Origin of the sequence: Flavobacterium dankookense, from assembly GCF_004362665.1 — a bacterium.
Taxonomy (GTDB): domain Bacteria; phylum Bacteroidota; class Bacteroidia; order Flavobacteriales; family Flavobacteriaceae; genus Flavobacterium; species Flavobacterium dankookense.
Genome location: NZ_SNXR01000015.1, coordinates 112,536 through 137,309, shown reverse-complemented (window position 1 = coordinate 137,309; position 24,774 = coordinate 112,536). Strand labels below are relative to the sequence as shown.

Below are 24,774 nucleotides of genomic sequence, written 5' to 3'. Positions count from 1 at the left end.
CAAATATCCTAAAACTACAATTGGTTAAAACTAAAAAATCCGTCACTTTACAAATGACGGATTTTTTATTATTTTATTCTTTAATTATTCAGTTGCTCTTGGTTTCTTTATTAACTTCATAATTACAGGAAAAGTTGAAATCAAGATAATCAAAATAATGATTTTTTCTATGTGATGTTTTAAATCGATGTCAAATTTTTCTAGAAACAATCCATACAAATAATGTCCGGCAAAAATCAAAGTAAACGACCAAAGAAAAGAACTTAAAATGTTATAAAACATAAATTTCTTTTTGTCCATGAAAACAATTCCAGCAACAATTGGTGCAAAAGTCCTAAAAATGGGAAGGAAACGTGCAAAAATGATTGCTTTCCCACCATATCTTTCGAAGAAATCTTTTGACTGAATTAAGTATTTTTTCTTGAACCAAAAACTATCTTCTTTTTTATACAAATAATAACCGCTTTTGCTTCCAAACCAGTATCCAACCATATTTCCAATAATTCCAGCTACAGCAACTAATGTAGAAAGTAAAAGCACATTTGTAAAATCATTTTGAATAAAAACAAAATTTTCAACTAAACTTCTACTGTAAATTCCAGCTAAAAAAAGTAAACTGTCACCTGGCAAAAAGAAACCTGCAAAAAGTCCAGTTTCAGCAAATACTATAAATAAAACAATCCACAACCCAACCTTTACACCACCAACTGTCATGGTTATATAAAACTCAGGATTTAGTAACTGCATCCAATCAAAATCACTCATTACTATTTATTTTTATGGTAAAAAATTCGAGCGTGAAATTAGTGATATTTTTTGTTATAATAGTTGGTTTTAACGTAAATCTAAGGATTAATTGTTTTTGAAAAATCTAAATTATGTAGTAATGAAATAGATACTGTGTGGCGCATTAAATTTGAAGATGAACTCGAAGTAATAAAATGGTTCATATATCCCAATTCGAACCTCGTTTTGTTTTCAAAATTTAAACCAAAACCAACCAAAAATCGATTTTGATCAAAGAATTTTGAATTTACTTTATTGTTGCCAAGATTTAAAAAAACCTCACTTTGCAAAATACCATACACTTCTTTATCGTCTGAATTGAACTTACTAATTTGAAATAAATTTCTATTCAAATAGCGCAACCTATTTTGATAATTTGTTGCTAATTTTACCACTTCGTCTTCTACTAAACCAATTTGATCAACCCAGCGTTGTTCCAATCGAAAACGATGTGTCATATTGTTCTTGTCAGAATGCCACTTTTTATTTACTTGATATTGTTGCCAAATTCTATTCTCTGAAAAATAATCATCAACAGAACGATTTAAAGTTTTTACTAAAGCATATCCAGCCGTTACACTCTGATTTTTTGGCAAATAATAAATTGCTCCAACTCGATATAAATTCTGCAAACTTTGCTCCAGTTCATTATCCATTCGAAACTGAGCTTCAGCATGATAACCCCATTTTGGAGAAACTTTGTATTGACCTACATAAGCAAACCATACAGATTGGTCTTGCACGGTTTTTTGAGCTATAATTTCGCCAAAAAACAAAATAAACAACAAAGCTAATTTTTTCAAAATAACTATTTTTAAAATAAAAACTCCTCATCAAAGATAAGGAGTTTAAACTACTTTCTTTCATACATACAACATCCGTGAAGCCTTTCATAATCGTCATCAGTTGCTTTTACTTCATCGGTATCATGACCAACTTTAGCAATCGCATTTTTCACATCGATAAGCGAACATTTTTCTTCATTGATTATCAAATGTAATGTAGTATCATCCGAATGCCATTCCGCACTTTTTACTCCTTTTACTGAAAATGCAGCTTGCTCAATTCGCTTTTTGCACATTTCGCAATTACCATTAACTTCGATATCGTATTTAGCATTTTTCTTCTTTTTTTCTTGTGCTTGTGTTGAAAGTGTTACAAAAAGCAACATCATTCCTAAAATTATGTTTTTCATTTTGTCATTGATTTTTTGAATTTGCTATTGAAATTGCCCTTCGACTGCGCTCAGGGTGACAAATATCGGTTTCTAATTATTTAATTTTAAATCGCAATCCTGCGTAATACATTTGTCCAAAAACTGGCGCATACACAATTGAGGTATCAAAATTTGGTCCAAAAGGATTATCGCTTCCTAAAACCGCTTTGCTTTGACGGTAATTTCCAATGTTTTCGCCACCAACATACATTTCAAATGTGCTTGAAAATGTTCGAGTAATTTGTGCATTCATCACTCCAAATGAAGGTGAAAAATTAGGTAATCTGTCTTGTTCTGGGTTGGTTGCTGTGTTGGGCAATTGTTGTTTTCCTAACCAATTGAAGGTATAATCAAATTTCCATTGTTGCCCTTTATCTTTGATATGCGTTTCATATTCTACATTAGCAAAAAAACGATGTTTTGCCTGCAAAGGTCTTTGATAACTTCCCGATAAATAATCAGTTGAAATATCGAAATATTTATAAGCTGTTCTTAAATTCAAATGCTTGATAAGTTCCACGTTGAAATCAATTTGTAAACTATTGGCAAATGATTTTCCTTTTAAATCATAAAACAACAATTCTTGTGGACTTTGCATGATATCAACCACAACTTGGTTTTGAAAATCGGTTCGATAAAAATCTACTGTAATATCAGCATTTTTTGAAAACAACTTGAATTTTTGAGTAAAACTTACTCCATAATTCCAAGCGATTTCTGGACTTAAACCATAAATTTCGCCTTTTGTTCCCATAATTGAAATGGTTCTTGAACTAGCAAAAAGATTTTGATTTTCTGCAAAAATATTCGCGGCGCGTTTTCCTCTTCCGGCAGAAATTCTAAAAACTGAATTTTCAAAAGCATTGTATTTCAAATGAAATCTTGGTGTAAAAAATGCTCCTAACCTATTGTGATAATCCATTCGTCCGCCAAGAACATAGCTCAATTTATCATTATTATCAAAAGTATATTCGAAAAATGCACCAACCGAATTGTCAATTCTACTTACATCAAACGTGTTGATATATTCCGAATATTTGTCATACATAAAATTCAAACCGGTAGAAAATTTATGCATCGTATTGCTAATAATCGAGTTGAAAATCAGGTTCGAATAATAGCTTTGCTGCTTGATATCGTATTGATTTAAACCAAAATACGATTGTTGATTATGATTAGTAAATGCGTTTTGAAAACCAATACTTTGAAAAGGCATTTCCTTCCAAACATAACCTACTTTTGAGGTAAAATCAAATCGCTCGGAGTTAATTTCTGAACCCCAAAAAGTGGTTGTTTGTTTATGTTTGTCTTTATCAAAATCGAGTTCTCCAGTTTGTTTTTCATCTTTCATAAAACGGAAGTTAAAAAACGAAACCCAACCAGTTTCTGCATTTGCGTATTGCCATCGATTAGCCACATTGATTTGTTTTCCCAACGGATTATCTAGGAAACCATCATTATTCATATCGTTTTTAGAAACTCGCGCATTTCCATGAACGAACAAACTTGTTGCCCATTTGTCATTAATTTTTTTATTGAAATGCGTATTTAATTCAAAACGCGAATCGGTTGAACCATAAGCATTCAAGAAAAAAGGAATGTCGTTCATTGGTTTCAACAATTCGGTATTGATTTGTCCCGAAATACTTTCGTAACCGTTTACAACACTTCCTGCACCTTTTGTAATTTGGATATTATCAACCCAAGTTCCAGGTGTAAACGACAATCCAAAAGCTTGTGAAGCACCACGAACCGAAGGTACATTTTCTTCCGTAATCATAATGTAAGGCGAAGTTAATCCAAGCATTTTTATTTGCTTTGTTCCTGTCAAAGCATCGGAAAAATTCACATCGATGGAAGGATTGGTCTCAAAACTTTCTGCCAAATTACAACATGCCGCTTTGAGTAATTCTTTACTGGTAACCAATGTCGTATTGGCTGTGCCTTTTAGTGATTTTTTTAGTCCTTTTTGTGTTGCTTTTACTTTGACTTCTTCCAATTCTTCTTGTCCAAAAACATTGGAAGAAAACAACACTAACAAGAACCATAAAATGTTTTTCATTAGTTTATAATTTAATTATTAAAAATTCAAAAAATATTGAAAATCAAATAATTAAATTAAGCGTAAAAAGTAAATTGGCAATGTAGCTTATACAATGGCGGCGCATTAGCATCGCAATAATACGCTACAATTGGAGTTTGAAATTGGTCTTGATAAAAACCAAATTGAAGTGTTTTGTATTCGTTGAAATAAAAAACAGTATCCATATCAAAAGCAATCGTTTTGATAATGATTTTTTCTGTTTTGTTTTTTAGATTAACTTCTTTGTCTGAACAACATTTCTCGTGAGTTGGCTCCGCTTTTGCATAACATGTTTTTTCAACTTCTATCGGCATTGCACAAACTTCAGCATCGGAAAAAACAGAAGTTATGGAAGCTATTTTACCTTCACAAAAATGCACGTTAAATGCCAATCCCGAATTGGAAACCAAAACGAAAAATGCAATTAAAACACTTAGCTGTTTCTTCAAAATCATGTTGCAAAGATATACAAAGAAAAATATAATTTTCTTAAGATTTTCTTATTCTATTCTGATAATAAAAAGCTGGAATAAAAAGCAAAATAAATATGGGTTGAATAATAAATCTTCGGATGTAGAATAAAGTCATTTTATTTTCTTCTCCAAAAAAAGTTAATACAAAGAAGAAACTTATCATTAAAACAGTGGCTAAAACCATGTATAAAAAAATAGAGAACTTCACTATTTTAGTGTCTTTGAAAAGCACGTACAACAATCCTAGTGACAAAACCGAGTTGATGTAAAACCGAAAACCATAACTCAAAAACAACTTCACAGGATTTATTTCGGGAAATGGCAAATGAGTAAACTCTCTTCTGTAATAATCCAAAAACGGATCGTAAAACAATTTGCTTTCGAATGCTCTAACACAAATCAAAAGCAAAATAAGCAATGCTGACCAAATTATTTTTCCTTTATTCTTCTTTAGTTTCTCTAACATAAATTGAAAATTTATTTACCCAAACAACCCACAATAAAAAAACAACTCCATAAATAATCAATGGAAAAACTACACCGTGTAGAAAGTGTTCATACTCAGGATAACTGTACAAAGCAATACACAATAAAGCTATTCGACCTATGTTTAGAATATGAATTATGAAACTACCAATAATGATGAAAAAAATAGTTTGCTTCAACTTTCCAGTAAAAGCTATAACAAAAGAAATAAATAGAATAATAACACTTAAAGCATTGCAACCTTCAATAATTCGAGAAATGTACTTGCCTTTATAAAACAATTTTATACTTGGCTCTTGTAAATGCGGCATTGAATAAGACTGCTCATCAAAAAGTGATAAAACTGCTTCAGATTGATTGGCAACTATTCCTGTGAACGTATCAACTTCGTTTTTTTTAACATCAAAGCGATTTAAATAGAATTGATAAATAATTGTCAACACCAAATAGGTCAACAAAAATTTACTCAGAAAAATCAAAAAGGGTTTGTATTGCTTTAGCAAATTTTTAAAATTATAATTTTTAACAAATTTATATAAAATAAAAAAAGCACAGTCATTACTTTTGCATAAAAATTGAAAATGAATTTAGAAGAACTAAAACCACAGGTTAGCCAAATTCTGTCTGAAGTAAGTTTAGAGAGAGAAATAAAATTGAAAAATCTTTGTCAATTCCTATCAGACAATGTTGACTATTACAATTGGGTTGGCTTTTATTTTGCTAATCACGAAAACAAAACATTACATCTCGGACCATATGTTGGTGCGGAAACCGATCACACAGTAATTCCTTTCGGAAAAGGAATTTGCGGACAAGTTGCCGAATCCAATGCTAATTTTGTTGTTCCTGATGTTTCGGCACAAGATAATTATATCGCTTGTAGCTTTACCGTTAAGTCAGAAATCGTAGTTCCGCTCTTTGTAAATGGTCAAAACATAGGACAAATAGACATTGATAGTCATGTTATTGATCCTTTCACCGAAGCTGATGAGAGATTTTTAGAATTTGTAAATCAAGAGGTTGCGAAATTATTTTAAAAATAATTTATAATTTATAATTCAGAATTAACAATTATTTCTACCTTTGCACACGAATTGAGAAAACCTCTTTTCATACATAATAATCATTTAAAATAATATTGGAATGTATTTAAGTAAAGAAACAAAAGCTGAAATCTTCGCTAAACACGGAGGAAAAGCTGAAAACACTGGTTCGGCTGAAGGTCAAATCGCATTGTTTACATTTAGAATCTCTCACTTGACTGAGCACTTGAAAAAAAATCGTCACGATTATAATACTGAGCGTTCGTTAGTTCTTTTGGTAGGTAAAAGAAGAAGTCTTCTTGACTATTTAAAGAAAAAAGATATCAACAGATATCGTGAGATTATTAAAGAATTAGGTATTAGAAAATAATACATATAAAGAGGTGCTTTCGCGCCTCTTTTTGTTTTAAAAATAAAGAAGAAAGTTTCGGTTTTTCATTGGGTTACAAACAACTACTAGCACACAACAACAACACAACTAACCTAATAGTTTAAACGAATTAAATTTTATGATTCCAAAAGTAACCCAAGAAACAATCGATTTAGGTGATGGAAGAAGCATCACAATCGAGACAGGTAAATTAGCAAAACAAGCCGATGGTTCGGTTGTTGTAAGACTAGGTGATTGCATGCTTTTAGCAACAGCAGTATCTGCAAGAACAGCCAACCCAAATGTTGATTTTTTACCTTTAACGGTAGATTACCGTGAAAAATTTGCAGCAGCAGGACGTTTTCCTGGTGGATTTTTCAAAAGAGAAGCTCGTCCAAGCGACAGCGAAGTACTAACAATGCGATTAGTTGACCGTGTTTTACGTCCACTTTTCCCAGATGATTATCATGCAGAAACGCAAGTGATGATTCAATTAATGTCTCATGACGAAAACGTTATGCCAGATGCATTAGCAGGTTTAGCAGCATCGGCGGCGTTAGCAGTTTCAGACATTCCTTTTTACAACTTAATTTCAGAAGTTCGTGTTGCACGTATCGACGGAAAATTTGTAATCAATCCAAGTAGAGCACAATTAGAATTGTCTGATATTGACATGATGATTGGAGCTTCATTAGACTCGGTTGCGATGGTTGAAGGTGAAATGAAAGAAATCTCAGAAGCAGAAATGGTTGAAGCCATCAAATTTGCTCATGAAGCTATTAAAGTTCAAATTCACGCACAACTACGTCTGCAAGAAGCTTTTGGAAAAAAAGAAATCCGTACATACGAAGGTGAAGTTGAAGACGAAACTGTTTATGCTAAAGTAAAAGCAGCTGCTTATGACAAATGTTATGCAATCGCTCAAGAAGCTTCAGGAAAAAGTGAAAGAGGCGAAAAATTTGCTGCCGTAAAAGAAGAATGCAAAGCTTTATTTACTGAAGAAGAATATGCTGAAAATAGCGACTTAGCAGGTTTAGTTGGAAAATATTTCTATAAAACAAACAAAGAAGCTGTTCGTAATGTAATCCTTGAAAAAGGAATCCGTTTAGATGGAAGAAAAACAACCGAAATCAGACCAATCTGGTGTGAAATTGACTATTTGCCTTCGGTTCACGGTTCGTCTTTATTTACTCGTGGAGAAACTCAAGCATTGGCAACAGTAACTCTTGGAACTTCAAGAGAAGCAAACCAAATCGATTCACCATCAGAACAAGGAGAAGAAAAATTCTACTTACATTATAATTTCCCACCATTTTCAACTGGAGAAGCTAAACCTTTAAGAGGAACTTCAAGAAGAGAAGTTGGTCATGGAAACTTGGCTCAAAGAGCTTTAAAAAACATGATTCCTGCTGATTGTCCTTACACTATCCGTATTGTTTCTGAAGTATTAGAATCTAACGGTTCGTCTTCTATGGCAACCGTTTGTGCTGGAACAATGGCTTTAATGGATGCTGGAGTTCAAATGGTAAAACCAGTTTCAGGAATTGCTATGGGATTAATTACAGACGGTCAAAAATTTGCTGTTCTTTCAGATATTTTAGGAGATGAAGATCATTTAGGTGATATGGATTTCAAAGTAACTGGAACTACCGATGGCATAACAGCTTGTCAAATGGACATCAAAATTGAGGGCTTGCGTTATGACATTATGGAGCAAGCTTTAAACCAAGCTCGTGATGGTCGTTTACATATTTTAGGAAAATTAACTGAAACAATTGCTACTCCAAGAGCGGATGTTAAAGTTCATGCTCCAAAAATTATCATGAGAACCATTCCAGGAAACTTCATTGGTGCTTTGATTGGACCAGGTGGAAAAGTAATTCAGGAATTACAAAAAGCTACTGGAACTACAATTGTAATCAACGAAGTTGACGAGCAAGGTGTTGTTGAAATTCTTGGTACAGATCCAGATGGAATTGCAGCAGTTTTAGCTAAAATTGATTCTATCATTTTCAAGCCAGCAATGGGAGAAGCTTATGAAGTGAAAGTAATTAAAATGTTAGATTTTGGTGCAGTTGTAGAATATACTGCAGCTCCAGGAAACGAAGTTTTATTACACGTATCTGAATTAGCTTGGGAAAGAACAGAAAATGTTACTGATGTTGTAAACATGGGTGATGTGTTCATGGTGAAATATTTAGGTGTTGATCCTAAAACTAGAAAAGAAAAAGTTTCTAGAAAAGCACTTTTACCAAGACCTCCAAGAGAAGAAAATAAAATTACTCCAAAATCGGAATAAATTAAATTTTTCAAATATATAAAACCCCAATTCATTTAGTTGAATTGGGGTTTTTTAGTTAGCTATTGTCTGTAAACCATACCAAACATCAAACTTTGTGAACCAAAATTTTTCTCTAGTCTTTCTGAAAAAAAACCATATGGCAACCATTGATAATGACATTGAAAACCAACATTTTTATAATTTACCTTTATTCCCTGCGAAATATAAAATGTTGTCAAAATCTCACCACTATGATCATCACCAAAATCAATTTCATCAGGTGCTTTATAAGTATTTAGTGCTAATCCAACGCCTGAATTCCATTCAAAATTAAAATTATTTGTTTGCAAAGACAATGGTAAAACTTTTGCAAATCGAGCGCCAATATTAATAGCAAAATATCTTGACTTGTAACTCAAAATAGTGTCTTGAAATTTAAAGTTTATATTGGATGGATTATTAGGAATAAAGAAATTAAATCCTAAATCCACATAATCATTTTTTTGAATTCGATTTCGAAACCAAAATCCAAAAGACGGAGAAATATCAAATTTATTAGATAATTTGTCCAATGGTTTTAAATATCCAATTTCAATATAAACCCTTTCGTATTCTGGCTTATTAGTTTGAGATTGCATGATATTAAACATAAGTCCAATCAATGCTAAAATATACTTCTTCATCTTTTTACCAATTAATAAAAGGCATAGACCTTTTGTTATTTACATTCCAAATTCCAATTTGAAAACCATTTTTTTTAGATATATTAAATATTCCTATCTGAATTCCTTTCACTGTATTAGCGGAATTATATATTCCAAATTGGATACCTTTTAAATTCATTGATTCGTTGACCAATCCTATACTTAATCCATTATTTTCATTAAAACCATTGTAAATTCCAAAAGAAAATCCATTCATGACTTTAGCTTGAGTGCCAATTGGCGAGATGGAAACACCATTCATTTTTGTAAATCGATTTAGCAACGAGATATTCAATCCATTCATACTAACATTGGTAAAAAAGCATCCAGTACTTAGATGTAAACCATTTACTTGAATCCGTGGGAATTTAATATCAACTTTAACAATAGTATCTGATTTAACTTCTTTTAAAAATGAGCCTTTTTGAATCATTTCAGGAATAAAAACGATAATCATCGGAATTGCTAAACCGACAGGATTTAAATCTACATTAACTCCGTTTATGGTTTGCTTTTCAATATGTTTATTCTGATAATGACCAACACCAAAAACTAATCCGTTTACTTTATCAACCTTTTTTGAAATTGGTGATAAGCTAAATACTTGCGAATGCGTTTTAATTGAGTCAATTTTTGGAAAAGGAATTGTGTCTTGTGCTGAAACAAAACTTGATACCGAAACTAGAAGCAATAAAATTTTTGTTTTCATTATAACTTGATTTAAAATTATAATCCAAAATTATTGCGATTAATGCATTATAATTTGATAAAATCAATTAATTAAATTATTATATTTGTGATTATCGCAAAATAATTATGAGCAATCAAGAATTACTTTTAAAAGAAATCAGAAAACTACTGTCAACATCTACTTCATTAAACGATGAAATTGCTAACATTTTAAATTGTAGTTATGATGCCGCACACCGACGAGTTTCTGGAAAAAGCAAATTTTCTATTGATGAAACATTGCTGTTAGCCAATCATTTCAATATTTCTTTAGACAAATTGTTTTTAAAAAACGACAAAGTAATTGTGGAAAAAACCATCGAAATCAAGTCTTTGAAAGACATGTTATCTTATTTTAAAAAATCGGCAGAACGAATTGAGCAACTAACAATAACAGGAAAGCCAACATTATATTATTCGGCTAAAGACATTCCGTTATTTTACTTTATGGACAACACAATTATATCAAAATTCAAAGCTTATGTTTGGTTAACGTTATTGAATTCAGAACAAATAAATGTATCGTTTGAGAACTTTGTAGTTGACGATTCGTTTATGGAACATACTCAAAAACTTAAAAAAATCTATGAAAAAGCTATTGTGAAAGAAGTTTGGAACGACACGACAATCAATAGTAGTTTACAACAAATTTTATATTTCTACGAATCAGGCTTGCTCTCTTTTAAAAGCGCAACTGCTTTATATTTAGACTTGAAGCGGATTTTAAAATTAATAAAAGACAAGTCAAACCAACCCAATTCAAATTTTTCCATCTATTATAATGAGTTGATTTTGCTAAACAACAATATGCTGATTGAAACAAATGAAAAACTCACAATGTTTATTCCTTATACTTTATTAGGCTATTTTATAATTGATAACAAAGAAAGTTGCCACAATGTTCATGCCTTTTTTAATCAACAAATTATTAATTCTAAGCCATTAAATCAATCAGGAATTAAAGACCAAAACTTGTTTTTTAATAGAGCAAACCGAAAAATTGAGTATTATTTAGAGCAATTAAATAATCAAGTTGATTTGTTATTTTAATTTTTTTCATCATTTTGTAACTTTTTCATAACCTATAACGTATAATCACCTGAACACTTTAAAGTAAAGGAGAAAATATACATGAGACAGCTAAAAATCACCAAGCAGGTAACAAATCGTGAAACTGCATCTTTAGACAAATATTTACAAGAAATTGGAAAAGTAGATTTAATAACTGCTGATGAAGAAGTAGAGTTAGCGCAGAAAATTAAAGCTGGTGATCAACGTGCTTTGGAAAAACTGACTAAAGCTAATTTACGTTTCGTAGTTTCTGTTGCCAAGCAATACCAAAACCAAGGTTTAACACTTCCCGATTTGATTAACGAAGGAAACTTAGGTTTGATTAAAGCAGCGCAACGTTTTGATGAAACTCGTGGTTTTAAATTCATTTCGTATGCTGTTTGGTGGATTCGTCAATCGATTTTGCAAGCTTTAGCAGAACAATCTCGTATCGTTCGTTTACCATTAAACAAAATTGGTTCTATCAATAAAATCAACAAGATGTACGCTTTATTAGAGCAATCTAATGAACGTCCGCCAAGTGCTGAAGAAATTGCAAAAGAACTTGATATGACTGTCAATGACGTAAAAGAATCTATGAAAAATTCTGGTCGTCACTTATCAATGGATGCACCGCTTGTGGAAGGAGAAGATTCTAACCTTTATGACGTATTACGTTCAGGTGAATCTCCAAATCCAGATAGAGAATTAATTCACGAATCTTTACGTACAGAAATTGAGCGTTCATTAGAAACCCTAACTCCAAGAGAAGCAGATGTAGTTCGCTTGTATTTTGGTTTAGGCGATCAACATCCTATGACATTGGAAGAAATTGGAGAAACTTTTGACTTAACTCGCGAACGTGTTCGTCAAATTAAAGAAAAAGCAATTCGCAGATTAAAACATACTTCAAGAAGTAAAATCTTGAAAACTTATTTAGGCTAATCACCTATGAACGTAACAACAGTCTGATTAACTGTTCGTTTTTTGATTGATGATTGAAACTCCGGCTGATTACCGGAGTTTTATTTTTTGCACGGCAAATAAAACTCCAGTCTGTTCGCTTCGCTCGGGTTTCCAGAGTTTTATTTTTTGCACGGCAAATAAAACTCCAGTCTGTTCGCTTCGCTCGGGTTTCCAGAGTTTTATTTTTTGCACGGCAAATAAAACTCCAGTCTGTTCGCTTCGCTCGGGTTTCCAGAGTTTTATTTTTTGCACGGCAAATAAAACTCCAGTCTGTTCGCTTCGCTCGGGTTTCCAGAGTTTTATTTTTTGCACGGCAAATAAAACTCCAGTCTGTTCGCTCGTTAAAAAAAACGAGGTCGAGTTTCCGGAGTTTTATTTTTAATTAAGATGAAGTATATTTATTCTAAATTGTAGATTTTCATTATGTTAGCTAAAATCTCTTTGAAATTTATTTTCAAATCAATTAATTTACCTGTTCTAACATCAAAAACCCAACCTTGAACAGTAAGTCCACGTTCTTTGTAGGCTTTTTGAACTGCAGCCGTTTTTATAACATTAATGCATTGTTCTTGCACATTAAGCTCTACCAATCTATCAAAACGTAGTTTTTCATCAGTAATTGCATCTAATTCTTGTTGATACATTCTATAAACATCTCTAATATTTCTTAGCCAAGGATTTAAAATGCCCAAGTCAACAGGCTGTAAAGACGCTTTTACACCACCACATTCATAATGTCCACAAACTACTACGTGTTTTACTTTTAAATGATTAATAGCATAATTTATTACACTCATTACATTCAAATCAACAGAAACGACCATATTGGCAACATTTCTATGAACAAACAATTCACCTGGTTGTAAACCCATCAAGTCTTCAGCAGTAACACGGCTATCCGCACAACCAATATACAATATTTCTGGAGCTTGACCTTTTGCTAATTCAGTGAAATAATTAGAATCTAAAGCTAACTTATCAGCAACCCATTTCTCGTTGTTTTTAAATATTTTTTCAAATTCCATAATCTTATTTTTTACATTAAAAATCCATTTTCTGCAGTAATAGGTTTTGGTATTTCTTTTTCGCCTAGCATTTCTCTTAAATCAATTTCTATTCCTCTACTAATTGACGTTATTGGCACGTCATTATAAGTTCCTTCAAATGGATTTTCTGAAAAATCGCCAATCATTTCCATTAAGAAAAAAGCCCAAATAATAAGCGCCGAAAAAGGAATGGTTAACCAAACCGTATGACTTTCTAAATTATGAAATATATTTAATAATCCAAAGGGAACTAAAACAGCAAAAATAATTCCTAACCACCAAGCTGTGGAAGCATATTGTCTTGGAAAAGGGAAATTTTTGATGCGTTCGCTTCTACCTTGATCGGCATAAAAATCAGCAACTAATTTATGAAACTCCATGTGTCGAAAATCATCATAATATCCAGAATTTCTCAACTCTTGTAATCTTGTTGCTTGTTTATGAAGAATTTGTGCCGCCATATTCGTTTTACCTTTATAAAGCTCAAATTCCTCTTCACATAAAACATTCTTAATTTCCTTTTCTAAATCCTGAAAATAATGTTCCGAAATTATTGGGTTGTATTTTCCTTTCAGTCTATATTCTGTATGTTCCCATTCGCGCTCTAACCGAAGTTGGTAACGCAATGCTGTAAGCCATGCAATATGTCTGTGAATCAGTTCTTTTTTAATATAATCTTGATTTTCCCCATTGATAAAACTGCAAACTACTGCACCAAAGGTTCTAGAACTATTGACAATGCCACCCCAAATTTTTCTTGCTTCCCAAGTTCGATCATAACTAGCATTGTTTTTAAAACCTAAATAAAAAGCTACTGCAATTCCCAGAACACTAATAGGTTGCCAACTAATTGAAAAATCAAAACGAAGTTTATGATAAATTAACTCAAAAAATACAGTTAAAACGGCAGCATAAACTATCCCGATAATAAATGGTTTTTTACTCCAAATAAAAGTCATCCAAAACCCATATCTTTTTCTTGTATACATAAAATTGATTTAAAACTTAAAAGTAGTTTATTTTTTTAATCTATCAAATCACTCGCTTATTTTGCCAAACAAAATTTAAAATTATCCTATTTATCAGCTGAAAAAATACATTTAATATCGCAGAAAACTATAAATAACAAACAAACTCTATATTTGATTTAATGATGGATTTTGGCACAGCCGAAAATTAGATTTATCTTTGCAGAAACAACACACAAACAATGAAAAATACTCTTATTGCGCCTTCAGTTCTTGCAGCTGATTTTGCTAATCTACAACGCGACATCGAAATGATTAACAACTCTGATGCCGATTGGTTTCATGTTGATATCATGGATGGCGTTTTCGTTCCAAATATTTCTTTTGGAATGCCTGTTCTTGAAGCTATTACAAAGCATGCAAAAAAAACAATCGATGTTCACTTGATGATTATTGATCCTGACCGATATATTTCTACTTTTAAGAAATTAGGTACCGATGTTTTAACAGTTCACTACGAAGCTTGTACTCATTTGCATCGAACTTTACAAGCTATTAAAGCCGAAGGAATGAAAGCTGGTGTTGCATTAAATCCGCATACAAGCATTGATTTATTGGAAGATATTATTCAAGATATTGATTTGGTTTGTATTATGAGTGTAAATCCAGGTTTTGGCGGACAATCGTTTATTGAAAATACCTATACTAAAGTTAAAAAACTAAAAGCTTTAATTAAGAGAAAAAATGCTTCAACTTTGATTGAAATTGATGGTGGCGTTACGGATAAAAACGCAAGACAACTTGTTGATGCTGGTGCCGATGTATTAGTTGCTGGAAATTTTGTTTTTAGAGCTCAAAATCCTATTGAAACTATTAAAGATTTAAAGAAAATAGTAGATTAAAATTTATGATTTAACATTCTACTGACATTTTGGAATAATTCTGGAAACTCTGCCTGAAATTCATTAGGAGTTTCAAAATAATGTTCTATAATTACTGAAATAAATTCAAATTGATTAGTAAATGCATAAATTCTGAAATAGTTTGAGTCTATCAATCTTTGTCTATTAGGTAAATGAGTTATTTCTTGAAGTAATTTTTCGTACTGCTTTTTAAAATTTAATGAACTTGCATCTTGATTTCGTAGACTATTATGATGAATAACATGAGTAAACTCATGAATTCCAAGATTTAGATTGTCATTAGTTATTTGTTGGCCTTCATAAAAATGTTTCCATGAAAAGACAACAGCTTTCATTGCAGGATTGAATTCTCCTTTGTGATTTTGTTCACTAAATTTAGAATAATATTCATCTGGATAAATAATTATTTTATCAAAAATAGAAATTAAATAACGTCTCATTCCAAAAGTTAACATAACATAAGTTGCTGCAATTTGCATTTTCATTTCTTCAGTAATATGAAGATTTTCTCTTGAAATGAACTTGTATTTATTGATGAATTTAACCAGTCTATGATTAAAGTAGTTTTTTTGCTTTTGGTTTAATTTGGAATAGAATGCAAATCTTTGATTGAGAATTGACTGTTGATTTGGTGAGATTTTCTTTGGATTAATATAAAAATGAACGTACAATGGTTTGTTCAAGAGTGCAATAGATATATCATCTAACAAACTCAAACAAAACAGAAATAATAAATAAACAACTGCGAGTATGAGTATTATTATAACAGGAATTAAAACCAGAACTTCCATTTTTTAAAGATATAAAAAAAGCTCAAAGTATTTTGAGCTTTTTTTGTGACCTCGGCAGGGTTCGAACCTGCAACCTTCGGAGCCGAAATCCGAAATTCTATCCAGTTGAACTACGAAGCCAATTTAAAGTTAGATATACAAAATTATACTAATAATTTTTTTACTATTGACGAAATGGTTTTTCCTTCTGCTTGTCCGCCGATTTGAGCTGAAGCTAATCCCATAACTTTTCCCATTGAGGCAATTCCTGATGCTCCAGTTTCAGCAATGATTTTAGAAACGATTGCTTCTACTTCTGTCTCAGAAAGTTGTGCTGGAAGGAATTGTTCGATTACTTTTATTTGAGCTAATTCAGGTTCTGCTAAATCAGGACGATTTTGTGTTGTAAAGATTTCGGCGCTGTCTTTACGCATTTTTACTAATCGTTGAAGTATTTTGATTTCATCTGCTTCTGCAATTTCTTCTTTTGAACCTGTTGCTGTTTGTGCTAACAATAGTTCTGATTTGATTGCTCTTAGTGCTTCAAGCGCTACTGTATCTTTGGAACGCATAGCTTCTTTCATTACGTCCATTATTTTTGTTTGTAAACTCATTTTGATATTAGATTTTAAATATTAAATATTTGATATTAAATATTGGTTTTAGTGTTTATGGTTTGCTTTTTAGCCCCGATTGTAGTGGAAATCCTGTCATTGCGTTGCAAAATTATGATGAGATTGCTTCGTTTCCTCGCAATGACAGATTGTAACGAAAAGCGGGAATATGGTTTATTAAAAATGCCCGAACGACTCGCTCCTAAAAAGTGTTGCGAAGTTAAAAAAATAAACCCGAAAATCGCAATGAAATTTTCGGGTTCTGAATTGTTATTTTTCTTGATTATTAATCTACGTTGTCGTGTAGAAAAGAATTGTTTGATCTGATTTGCATATCGTCGTTACTATCTGTTCCCAATGACATTCTTGAGTTAGAATTGTTTTGTGTTTGGCTGTTTAAATCCACGCCAAGACGCTTGTATGCTGGTTCTTTTTCCATTTCATCTATTCGTGATGGATTGTTATGGAATTTGTAATTGAACTCTTTTAATTTTCTTCTTCTTTCGTCTGCTCTAAGTTTCAACGTTTCTTCGATGGTCATTTCTACTGGAGAAACGTCTTCGAAGTTGTTAGAAAAAGCCAATGGTTTTTCTGTTTCAACCTGCTTCATTACAATGTTTAATTCCTCTGCGATTGGCTCTTCAACGATGGTAGCTGCTGGCTTTGAACTTAATAAATCGTTTTCTAATTCCATATATTCTTCTAGAGAATATTTGATTACGCCTTGTTCGTTTAGTTCTGTCATTGGAACGACTTGAACTGGTTCGTTAACTACGATATTTTTAGTTTCGTCGCTAAGTTCAAAAACAATTTTATTTTCTTCGACTACTTGATTGTTAATTGTTGGAGCATCAAATGTGAAGGTGATTTGTTCTTCTTCGGTAACATTTTTTGCTTCAATAACGTTGATTTCTCTCGTTTCTGGAGTTGTTACTTTGAAGTCAATATCTTTTATTGGCGAAACGATTTCAAAGGTTACATCAAGGTTTTTGATGAACTGGTTCATCGCAATTAATTCATTCTCATCAATATTTGTTGTTGCTTTTGGCGTTTCGATAACCACTTCATCTTCAATTAATTCGAAAACGATTTTTTCTGGAGCAACTTCTACTTTAGTTTCTGTCAAAGGTTGAAATATTTCAACTGGTTTTTCGGTTAAATCACGAACTAATTTTTGCTCATCTTCAAGTGAATGAATGATTTTTTTTATTTCGGTATTTACGATTCCGTTTTGTTGTTCAACATTAAAACCTGTAGCAATAATTGTAACTGCAATTGCATCGCCATGAGCTTCGTCTTCACCAACTCCCATAATGATATTGGCATTGTGTCCGGCTTCCGCTTGGATATGGTCATTGATTTCTCCAATTTCATCGATAGTAATTTCACTTGTACCAGAAACGATAAGCAACAATACGTTTTTAGCACCTGAAATTTTGTTGTCGTTCAATAGTGGAGAATCTAATGCAGAAATAATTGCTTCTTTAGCTCTATTTTCACCACTAGCAATAGCCGAACCCATAATGGCTGTTCCACTATTGGCTAAAACGGTTTTAGCATCTTTTAAATCGATATTTTGCGTATAATGGTGTGTAATTACTTCAGCAATTCCACGAGAAGCTGTAGCTAAAACTTCATCAGCTTTTGAGAAACCTGCTTTGAAGCCAAGATTTCCATATACTTCTCTAAGTTTATTATTATTGATGACGATAAGCGAGTCAACTTGTTTTCTTAAACGTTCAACACCTTGTAATGCTTGGTCTTGACGAACTTTACCTTCAAACTGGAAAGGAATTGTTACAATTCCAACCGTTAGAATGTCTCTTTCTTTTGCCAATTGAGCAATTACTGGCGCAGCTCCAGTTCCTGTTCCGCCGCCCATTCCGGCTGTAATAAATACCATTTTAGTGTTTGTATCTAACATTTTCTCAATATCAGCAACACTTTCGATAGCTGATTGGTGACCAACATCTGGGTTTGCTCCTGCTCCAAGACCTTCGGTTAAGTTTACACCTAACTGAATTTTATTTGGCACAGGGCTATTTTGCAATGCCTGAGAATCAGTATTACAAACGATGAAATCTACACCTTTGATTCCTTGTTTAAACATGTGGTTGATTGCATTGCTTCCGCCGCCGCCAACGCCTATTACTTTTATCACATTTGATTGATTTTTTGGTAAATCAAATGAGATGTTTCCAAATTCTGAGTTGCTTATCATACTATTTTGGTTTTGTTTGATTCTGTATTATTTTATTCTGCGTTATCTAAAAAATCTTTGATTTTGTCAACATATTTATCAAAAAAAGATCGTTTTATTTTATCACCTGTCGATTCTACTTCTACTGGTTTGTGTTCTTGAACCACTTCATTTTGAACCACTTCATCTTCTTTTTTCTCTTCAACAATTGGTTGAAAAACTGATTTTGGCGCTTCTTGCTGCACTTCTTTTAATTCAATTTTATAAGCACTGTTTGAATTATTAGCGACACTGTTCATTAATAAACCAACTGCTGTAGCGTATAATGGATTTGAAATTTCTTCTCCTGAATTACCTGCTAAATGCTCATTTGGATATCCAATTCTGGTGTCCATTCCCGTGATATATTCTACAATTTGTTTTATGTGCTTCAATTGAGAACCGCCACCAGTAAGAACAATTCCAGCTATTAATTTTTTTCTTGGATCTTCATGTCCGTATGCTTTAATTTCTGTAAAAACTTGTTCAATTATTTCAACTACACGAGCATGAATTATTTTCGACAAATTCTTCAGAGAAATTTCTTTTGGATCTCTTCCGCGCAATCCTGGAATTGACACAATTTCGTTGTCTTTATTTTCTCCTGGCCAAGCCGAACCAAACTTTGTTTTCAATAATTCTGCTTGTTTTTCAATAATTGAACAACCTTCTTTGATGTCGTCTGTAATTACATTTCCTCCAAATGGCACAACGGCAGTGTGGCGTATAATTCCATCTTTAAAAATGGCTAAATCAGTTGTTCCACCACCAATATCAATTAAAGCAACACCAGCTTCTTTTTCTTCTTGACTTAAAACGGCATCTGCAGAAGCTAATGGTTCTAAAGTCAATCCTGAAAGCTCAATTCCTGAACTTTGAATGCATCTTCCGACATTTCGAATAGATGAAGCTTGTCCAACAACAACATGAAAACTCGCTTCCAATCTTCCACCATACATTCCGATTGGTTCTTTTATTTCAGATTGACCATCAATTTTAAATTCTTGAGGCAAAACATGAATTATTTCTTCACCCGGAAGCATAGCCAATTTGTTGACTTGATCAATCAATAGTTGAATATCTTTACCACTGATTACTTCCTCAGGATTTGTTCTGATAACATAATCTGTATGTTGAATACTTCTGATATGTTGACCTGCAATTCCAACAACAACATCGTTTATTTTGTATCCTGAATTTGCTTCGGCTTCGATTACGGCTTGCTGAATAGATTGTATAGTTTGAGTAATGTTATTCACAACACCTCTAGCTACACCAAGACTTTTGGATTTTCCAACTCCAAGAATCTCTAATTTCCCATACTCATTTTTTTTGCCAATCATGGCAACAATTTTGGTTGTTCCAATGTCTAATCCAACGGCAATATTCTCTTTTTCCATAATCATCTATTTAATACAAACCACTTGTTGTGTAAACTTCAGGTTAATCTTTTTGTATTTATTCAAAGTACTGTCTGAAACTGCTTTTTGAAAAAATGCTTTATAATTTTTAAATTTTCTTTCGATGTTAATAATTCTACCAAAATCGATGTCGAAATCATAATTTCTATTCTCTAAAACTAGGCTACCACTAGACAAAACTTTTACACTAATGATATTTTTTTTCAAAAACTCATCTTCATAAATCATTCTCAAAATTTGAGATAATTTTTCTCTTTTTACCCCGTTAATTTCCCCCGAAATAAGCGGAACTCTTGCGGTATAATTGTCAGACAACGGCATTCTATTTCCTTCATAATCAATATAAAAAGAACCCGATTCTGAAACTACTCTACCTAGAGGAGTTTTTTGTTTTACAACCGCTTTCAAAACCCCATCAACACTGACAAACACGTCTGCTTTTTGAATCAATTCGTGTTGATTGATGGAATTCTCCAATTTCTTCAAATCTAAACCTTCTTTAGTAATAGTTTTTGAGTCCTGATTTTTTTCTATTAACAATTTATTAACCATTTGAGGCAATAAAAAAGGCGTGTCATTATCGATGATTTTCACATCAATTTTACTGATTTTTCTGTTCTCATTTCGTATTGAAGCGAATGAAAATAGAAACATCACTAACACAAACATTAGCACTAACCTGACATTTGACCATGTGAAAATCTTCATAATAATGCTGATTTAATTTTCGGAACTAATTCACCAATATCACCTGCTCCAATTGTGACAATAATTTTTGCATCACTTTCTAAAATTGATGAAATTAAATCACTTTTTGCAACCAACTTTTTAGTGTCATTTTTAACTTTAGACAATAACCATTCCGAAGTTATTCCTTCCATTGGTAATTCTCTTGCTGGATAAATATCCATCAACAATAATTCGTCAAATTGAGATAAACTTTTGGCAAAATCATCTGCAAAATCTTTGGTTCTACTGAACAAATGAGGCTGAAAAATCGCCAATACTTTTTGATTTGGATATAATTCTCTAACCGCTTGATGAACCGCATTAATTTCGGTTGGATGATGTGCATAATCATCGATATAAACTAAATTTTCAGATTTAATTTGATACGAAAATCTTCGTTGCACACCTTTAAATGAAGCCAAGGCGTTAGCAATGTCACTGGTTGGGGTGCCAAATGTTTTTGCCATCGCTAACGCCATCAAGGCATTCATTAAATTATGATGTCCAGGTAACCCGAACGCAATATTTTTAATTGTTTCTGATGGCGTCTCCACATCAAAAACATAACTACTATTTTCTACTCTAATGTTTTTTGCAGTATAAGTTGCTCCGTTATTTATCCCAACTGTCAAGCCTTCGAGCGGCAAACCTTTTGGTACAAACAATTTGGTTTTGTCCGAGACTTTATCGGCAAATTCTCGAAACGAATCTTCGATAGCCGATTTATCACCATAAATGTCCAAATGGTCAGCATCCATAGATGTTACACAAGCAATATCTGGATGCAAGTGTAAAAACGAACGGTCGAACTCATCAGCTTCAACAACCGAAATTGTTTTTCCTTTTCCGATTAAGTTGGAATGATAATTTTCTACTATTCCGCCAAGGAAAGCCGTAACGTCTGCTCCACTTTCGAATAAAATATGACCAAGAATACTCGATGTTGTCGTTTTTCCGTGTGTTCCAGCAACTGCAAAGCAAAATGTATCTTTAGTTATCAATCCTAAAACTTCTGCACGCTTCTTTATGTTATAATTTCTTTCCAAGAAAAAATTCCATTCAGAATGCGAAACAGGAACAGCTGGAGTTACAATAACCAATGTGTTTTCTATATAATATTCTTGAGGAATTAAATTGATATTGTCTTCAAAATGAATTTGCATTCCGCCTGCAATCAATTCATCGGTTAACATGGTTGGCGTTTTGTCGTAGCCCGAAACATTCTTTCCAATGTTTTGAAAATAACGAGCCAAAGCACTCATTCCGATGCCTCCAATTCCTATAAAATAGACGTTATGTATTTGGTTTAAGTTCATTTTTTCACTTATTTCTTCAAAATATTTTGATAATATTTTGTTCCTTCAACTGAGTACTCCAAAAAATAAACTCCTTTTGGAAAATCTTCAATATCTAATAAGTTATTATTCAAAAATGATTTATTTAAAATTTTCATTCCTAAACAATTATTAATTAAAATATTCTCAACTATTTTGCCCTCCGAATTAAAAAACAAATAATTTTCAACTGGATTTGGATATACAGTCACTCTATTATTAATGAATGATGATGACTTTAAAGAAGAGTTTATATCAAAAACTTTAACTTGTCCAGAATTATTTCCATTTGTATCATTTCCAAAAGCACCAACCGAAACTAAATTATTTTCTGAAATTGAAATTGAAATTCCAAAAAAGTCTCCAACATTTTCTCCAATAACATCATTGCCAGATTGTTGCCAATTATTTGATATATATTCATAAAAAGACATTTTTCCTTTATTGTTAAAATTTGGTGATCCAATTATTATTCCATTTCCACTATTAAAGAGTTTAACTGAAAAACCAAATAAATCCGACATCAAAGTTCCATTTATATCCAACCCTTTTTGTAACCAATCTGTGTTATTAAAAGAATAAACTCTAACCTTTCCTGAGTCATTCCCATTAACATCACTTCCTGGAATCCCAATCACAATTGTACTAGCATCATTACTCATATCCACAGATTTTAATCTATTATCTTCTGAAAGAAGACCAACTATGCTATTCCCTTTTTGTGTCCAATTGGTTCCATCAAAACTATAAACCTTAACTTTTCCAATTTTTGTTGGTTCAATATCTATGTTGAAATCACTAATTATAACATTATCGCCTGTAGAATTAAGTTTAATTTGGTTACCAAAAAAAACTTGATTTAAATCCCCAATTATTGATGTGCCCAATTGCGACCAAACATTAGAAACTAATTCGTAAATAGTAACATTACCTCTTTGCAATCCATCTATACTTTTACCAGGTGAACCAACTGCAATTCTATTACCGTCAGAAGACAATGAAATTGAAGCTCCAGTAAATGAATTATCTTGAGTTCCAATAATAGTATTACCCAATTGTACCCAATTTGAGTTTTCAAATTTGAATATTTGAACTGCTCCAAAATCATTTCCTATTGAATCATAATTTGGCGAACCAACGGCTAATATCTCACCATTTGAAGAAATTGATAGAGAAGATCCAAAATTAACTTCATCAGAAGAAGTTAAACCATTCAACAAACCACCTAATTGATTCCAATTTTCTCCATCAAATGAAAACACTGTTACTTGTCCAGTCTCATTACCAACTTGACTATTCGTTGGAGCTCCAACTGCAATAATATTTCCTGTAGAATTAATAGTAGTTGATTGTCCAAAACGATCTTCTGCAAAAGTTCCGTTTAAACTAGAACCTATTTGAGTTTGTGAAAAAACTATATTTGAAAATAACAATATTAATATTCTCTTCATTTTATGATTAATTTAATTATTTCTTCCACTATGTCTTTTGTTGCATTTGGTTTTGCCAAGCTTTTTATGTTTTGGCTCAACTCTAACTGCAAATTTTGGTTGGTTACTAATTCTGAAAAAACAGTTTCAAAATTTTCATCTAATTCATTTTCTTTCAAAAGAATGGCACCATTTTTATCAACTATCGCTTTTGCATTTTTGGTTTGATGATCTTCGGCTACATTTGGTGATGGAATAAAAATCGTTGGTTTTCCTACCAAACATAACTCTGAAACTGATGATGCACCAGCACGAGAAATCACGAAATCTGCTGCAGCATAAACCAAATCCATTCTATCAATAAAATCTAAAACTTGCACATTCTTTCCGTCTGAAAAATGCTTGTACTCGTTTATATAAAACTTTCCACATTGCCAAATGACTTGAATTTCTTTAGAAACTATATTGTAAATTTCTTTCTCAATCAATTGATTAATTCTTCTTGCGCCCAAACTTCCGCCGAGAACCAAAAGCGTTTTTTTATTTGCGTCTAAATTGAAATGAGCAATTGCTTCATCCTTTTTCGCATCAATATTTAACAAATCTTCTCGAACCGGATTTCCTGTTAGAACAATCTTTTCTTTTGGAAAAAATCGTTCTAAATTTTCATACGCAACACAAATTTTATTTGCCTTTTTACTTAACAATTTATTAGTTATTCCTGGGTATGAATTTTGCTCTTGTATAACTGTTGGGATTTTTGCAATTGTTGCCACTTGTAATAATGGTCCAGAGGCAAAACCACCAGTTCCGATAACAACATCGGGTTTAAAATTTCTAATTATCGTTCTTGATTTTAATAAGCTCGACAATAATTTTAAAGGAAAAAGCGAATTATCAATAGTTAATCTTCGTTGTAAACCAGCAATCCACAAACCTTCAATCTTGTAACCCGCTTGTGGCACTTTTTGCATTTCCATTTTGTCTTTGGCACCAACAAAAAGAAATTCCGCATCAGGGAAACGCGATTTTAATTCATTCGCAATAGCAATTGCCGGATAAATATGTCCGCCAGTTCCGCCACCACTTACTATGAATTTTAATTTTTTCATG

27 protein-coding genes and 1 tRNA gene are annotated in these 24,774 nt (G+C 32.2%); 7 read left to right on the top strand and 21 right to left on the bottom strand.

Annotated features, from left to right (window positions below; translation table 11 throughout):
- Positions 1–84: 84 nt before the first annotated feature.
- The 7 genes from BC748_RS10925 to xrtF all read right to left on the bottom strand — a co-directional run bounded on the left by BC748_RS10925 (position 85) and on the right by xrtF (position 5,547).
- A complete protein-coding gene (locus tag BC748_RS10925) occupies positions 85–765 on the bottom strand; it encodes a DedA family protein (protein WP_133533532.1) in 681 nt (226 codons plus the stop codon).
- Positions 766–845: 80 nt separating this feature from the next.
- Positions 846–1,589, bottom strand: coding sequence for a DUF2490 domain-containing protein (locus tag BC748_RS10920; RefSeq protein WP_162846452.1), 744 nt, complete (start codon positions 1,587–1,589; stop codon positions 846–848).
- 50 nt (positions 1,590–1,639) lie between these two features.
- Positions 1,640–1,981, bottom strand: a complete 342-nt coding sequence (locus tag BC748_RS10915) for a heavy-metal-associated domain-containing protein (RefSeq protein WP_133533530.1) — start codon at positions 1,979–1,981, stop codon at positions 1,640–1,642.
- A gap of 76 nt (positions 1,982–2,057) precedes the next feature.
- Entirely contained in the window at positions 2,058–4,064 is a 2,007-nt protein-coding gene (locus BC748_RS10910) for a TonB-dependent receptor plug domain-containing protein (protein WP_133533529.1), read from the bottom strand.
- Positions 4,065–4,120: 56 nt separating this feature from the next.
- The gene (locus BC748_RS10905) at positions 4,121–4,540 is read right to left on the bottom strand and encodes an HYC_CC_PP family protein (protein WP_133533528.1); all 420 of its coding nucleotides are present in this window, start codon (positions 4,538–4,540) and stop codon (positions 4,121–4,123) included.
- 34 nt (positions 4,541–4,574) lie between these two features.
- On the bottom strand, positions 4,575–5,024 hold the full coding sequence (locus tag BC748_RS10900) for an exosortase F system-associated membrane protein (RefSeq protein WP_133533527.1): 450 nt from the start codon (positions 5,022–5,024) through the stop codon (positions 4,575–4,577).
- On the bottom strand, positions 4,999–5,547 hold the full coding sequence (xrtF, locus tag BC748_RS10895) for an exosortase family protein XrtF (RefSeq protein ID WP_162846451.1): 549 nt from the start codon (positions 5,545–5,547) through the stop codon (positions 4,999–5,001). Before xrtF ends, BC748_RS10900 begins: the two co-directional genes overlap by 26 nt.
- Before the next feature lie 78 nt (positions 5,548–5,625).
- Here xrtF and BC748_RS10890 point away from each other — a divergent pair, with 78 nt between their 5' ends.
- The 3 genes from BC748_RS10890 to BC748_RS10880 all read left to right on the top strand — a co-directional run bounded on the left by BC748_RS10890 (position 5,626) and on the right by BC748_RS10880 (position 8,756).
- Positions 5,626–6,081, top strand: a complete 456-nt coding sequence (locus BC748_RS10890) for a GAF domain-containing protein (protein ID WP_133533525.1) — start codon at positions 5,626–5,628, stop codon at positions 6,079–6,081.
- 106 nt (positions 6,082–6,187) lie between these two features.
- Positions 6,188–6,457, top strand: coding sequence for a 30S ribosomal protein S15 (rpsO, locus tag BC748_RS10885; protein ID WP_133533524.1), 270 nt, complete (start codon positions 6,188–6,190; stop codon positions 6,455–6,457).
- A 139-nt stretch (positions 6,458–6,596) separates the two neighbouring features.
- A complete protein-coding gene (locus BC748_RS10880) occupies positions 6,597–8,756 on the top strand; it encodes a polyribonucleotide nucleotidyltransferase (protein ID WP_133533523.1) in 2,160 nt (719 codons plus the stop codon).
- A gap of 62 nt (positions 8,757–8,818) precedes the next feature.
- Here BC748_RS10880 and BC748_RS10875 read toward each other — a convergent pair whose 3' ends face one another.
- Positions 8,819–9,421 carry a hypothetical protein gene (locus BC748_RS10875; protein ID WP_133533522.1) on the bottom strand — a complete coding sequence of 201 codons (603 nt, stop codon included), beginning with the start codon at positions 9,419–9,421 and terminating at the stop codon, positions 8,819–8,821.
- Positions 9,422–9,425: 4 nt separating this feature from the next.
- Entirely contained in the window at positions 9,426–10,151 is a 726-nt protein-coding gene (locus BC748_RS10870) for an LA_2272 family surface repeat-containing protein (RefSeq protein WP_133533521.1), read from the bottom strand.
- 107 nt (positions 10,152–10,258) lie between these two features.
- Here BC748_RS10870 and BC748_RS10865 point away from each other — a divergent pair, with 107 nt between their 5' ends.
- Together BC748_RS10865 and BC748_RS10860 are read left to right on the top strand one after the other, a co-directional pair.
- Complete coding sequence (locus BC748_RS10865; RefSeq protein WP_133533520.1) at positions 10,259–11,221, top strand: helix-turn-helix domain-containing protein; 963 nt, start codon at positions 10,259–10,261, stop codon at positions 11,219–11,221.
- A gap of 81 nt (positions 11,222–11,302) precedes the next feature.
- Positions 11,303–12,166 carry a sigma-70 family RNA polymerase sigma factor gene (locus tag BC748_RS10860; RefSeq protein WP_026707723.1) on the top strand — a complete coding sequence of 288 codons (864 nt, stop codon included), beginning with the start codon at positions 11,303–11,305 and terminating at the stop codon, positions 12,164–12,166.
- A gap of 69 nt (positions 12,167–12,235) precedes the next feature.
- On the opposite strand, the gene BC748_RS10855 is transcribed toward BC748_RS10860, so the two are convergent.
- The 3 genes from BC748_RS10855 to BC748_RS10845 form a co-directional block, all read right to left on the bottom strand.
- On the bottom strand, positions 12,236–12,499 hold the full coding sequence (locus BC748_RS10855) for a hypothetical protein (protein ID WP_133533519.1): 264 nt from the start codon (positions 12,497–12,499) through the stop codon (positions 12,236–12,238).
- 86 nt (positions 12,500–12,585) lie between these two features.
- Positions 12,586–13,212 carry a carbonic anhydrase gene (locus BC748_RS10850; protein WP_133533518.1) on the bottom strand — a complete coding sequence of 209 codons (627 nt, stop codon included), beginning with the start codon at positions 13,210–13,212 and terminating at the stop codon, positions 12,586–12,588.
- An 11-nt stretch (positions 13,213–13,223) separates the two neighbouring features.
- Positions 13,224–14,222: a bestrophin family protein gene (locus tag BC748_RS10845; RefSeq protein WP_133533517.1), complete on the bottom strand. Its 999-nt coding sequence runs from the start codon at positions 14,220–14,222 to the stop codon at positions 13,224–13,226.
- A 221-nt stretch (positions 14,223–14,443) separates the two neighbouring features.
- On the opposite strand from BC748_RS10845, the gene rpe reads away from it, so the two are divergent.
- A complete protein-coding gene (rpe, locus tag BC748_RS10840) occupies positions 14,444–15,103 on the top strand; it encodes a ribulose-phosphate 3-epimerase (RefSeq protein ID WP_133533516.1) in 660 nt (219 codons plus the stop codon).
- Here rpe and BC748_RS10835 read toward each other — a convergent pair.
- The 3 genes from BC748_RS10835 to BC748_RS10825 all read right to left on the bottom strand — a co-directional run bounded on the left by BC748_RS10835 (position 15,100) and on the right by BC748_RS10825 (position 16,508).
- Positions 15,100–15,915: a zinc-dependent peptidase gene (locus BC748_RS10835; RefSeq protein ID WP_133533515.1), complete on the bottom strand. Its 816-nt coding sequence runs from the start codon at positions 15,913–15,915 to the stop codon at positions 15,100–15,102. The genes rpe and BC748_RS10835 overlap by 4 nt on opposite strands.
- Positions 15,916–15,961: 46 nt before the next feature.
- Positions 15,962–16,035, bottom strand: a tRNA-Arg gene (locus tag BC748_RS10830).
- Between the two features lie 23 nt (positions 16,036–16,058).
- Positions 16,059–16,508, bottom strand: coding sequence for a GatB/YqeY domain-containing protein (locus BC748_RS10825; RefSeq protein ID WP_133533514.1), 450 nt, complete (start codon positions 16,506–16,508; stop codon positions 16,059–16,061).
- Positions 16,509–16,537: 29 nt separating this feature from the next.
- Here BC748_RS10825 and BC748_RS14355 point away from each other — a divergent pair, with 29 nt between their 5' ends.
- Positions 16,538–16,663, top strand: a complete 126-nt coding sequence (locus tag BC748_RS14355; protein ID WP_281275078.1) for a hypothetical protein — start codon at positions 16,538–16,540, stop codon at positions 16,661–16,663.
- Between the two features lie 131 nt (positions 16,664–16,794).
- On the opposite strand, the gene ftsZ is transcribed toward BC748_RS14355, so the two are convergent.
- From ftsZ to murG, 6 genes are read right to left on the bottom strand one after another with little or no spacing between them, the layout of a single operon-like run.
- Positions 16,795–18,729 (bottom strand): cell division protein FtsZ, encoded by a 1,935-nt coding sequence (gene ftsZ, locus BC748_RS10820; RefSeq protein WP_133533513.1) that lies wholly within the window; start codon positions 18,727–18,729, stop codon positions 16,795–16,797.
- 32 nt (positions 18,730–18,761) lie between these two features.
- Positions 18,762–20,147 (bottom strand): cell division protein FtsA, encoded by a 1,386-nt coding sequence (gene ftsA / locus BC748_RS10815; protein ID WP_162846450.1) that lies wholly within the window; start codon positions 20,145–20,147, stop codon positions 18,762–18,764.
- 6 nt (positions 20,148–20,153) lie between these two features.
- Positions 20,154–20,876 (bottom strand): cell division protein FtsQ, encoded by a 723-nt coding sequence (locus tag BC748_RS10810; protein ID WP_133533511.1) that lies wholly within the window; start codon positions 20,874–20,876, stop codon positions 20,154–20,156.
- A complete protein-coding gene (gene murC, locus BC748_RS10805; protein ID WP_133533510.1) occupies positions 20,873–22,213 on the bottom strand; it encodes a UDP-N-acetylmuramate--L-alanine ligase in 1,341 nt (446 codons plus the stop codon). The genes BC748_RS10810 and murC overlap by 4 nt, the downstream gene beginning before the upstream one ends.
- Positions 22,214–22,221: 8 nt before the next feature.
- A complete protein-coding gene (locus BC748_RS10800) occupies positions 22,222–23,682 on the bottom strand; it encodes a T9SS type A sorting domain-containing protein (RefSeq protein ID WP_133533509.1) in 1,461 nt (486 codons plus the stop codon).
- Positions 23,679–24,773 carry an undecaprenyldiphospho-muramoylpentapeptide beta-N-acetylglucosaminyltransferase gene (murG, locus tag BC748_RS10795; RefSeq protein WP_133533508.1) on the bottom strand — a complete coding sequence of 365 codons (1,095 nt, stop codon included), beginning with the start codon at positions 24,771–24,773 and terminating at the stop codon, positions 23,679–23,681. Before murG ends, BC748_RS10800 begins: the two co-directional genes overlap by 4 nt.
- Between the last annotated feature and the right edge of the window lies 1 nt (position 24,774).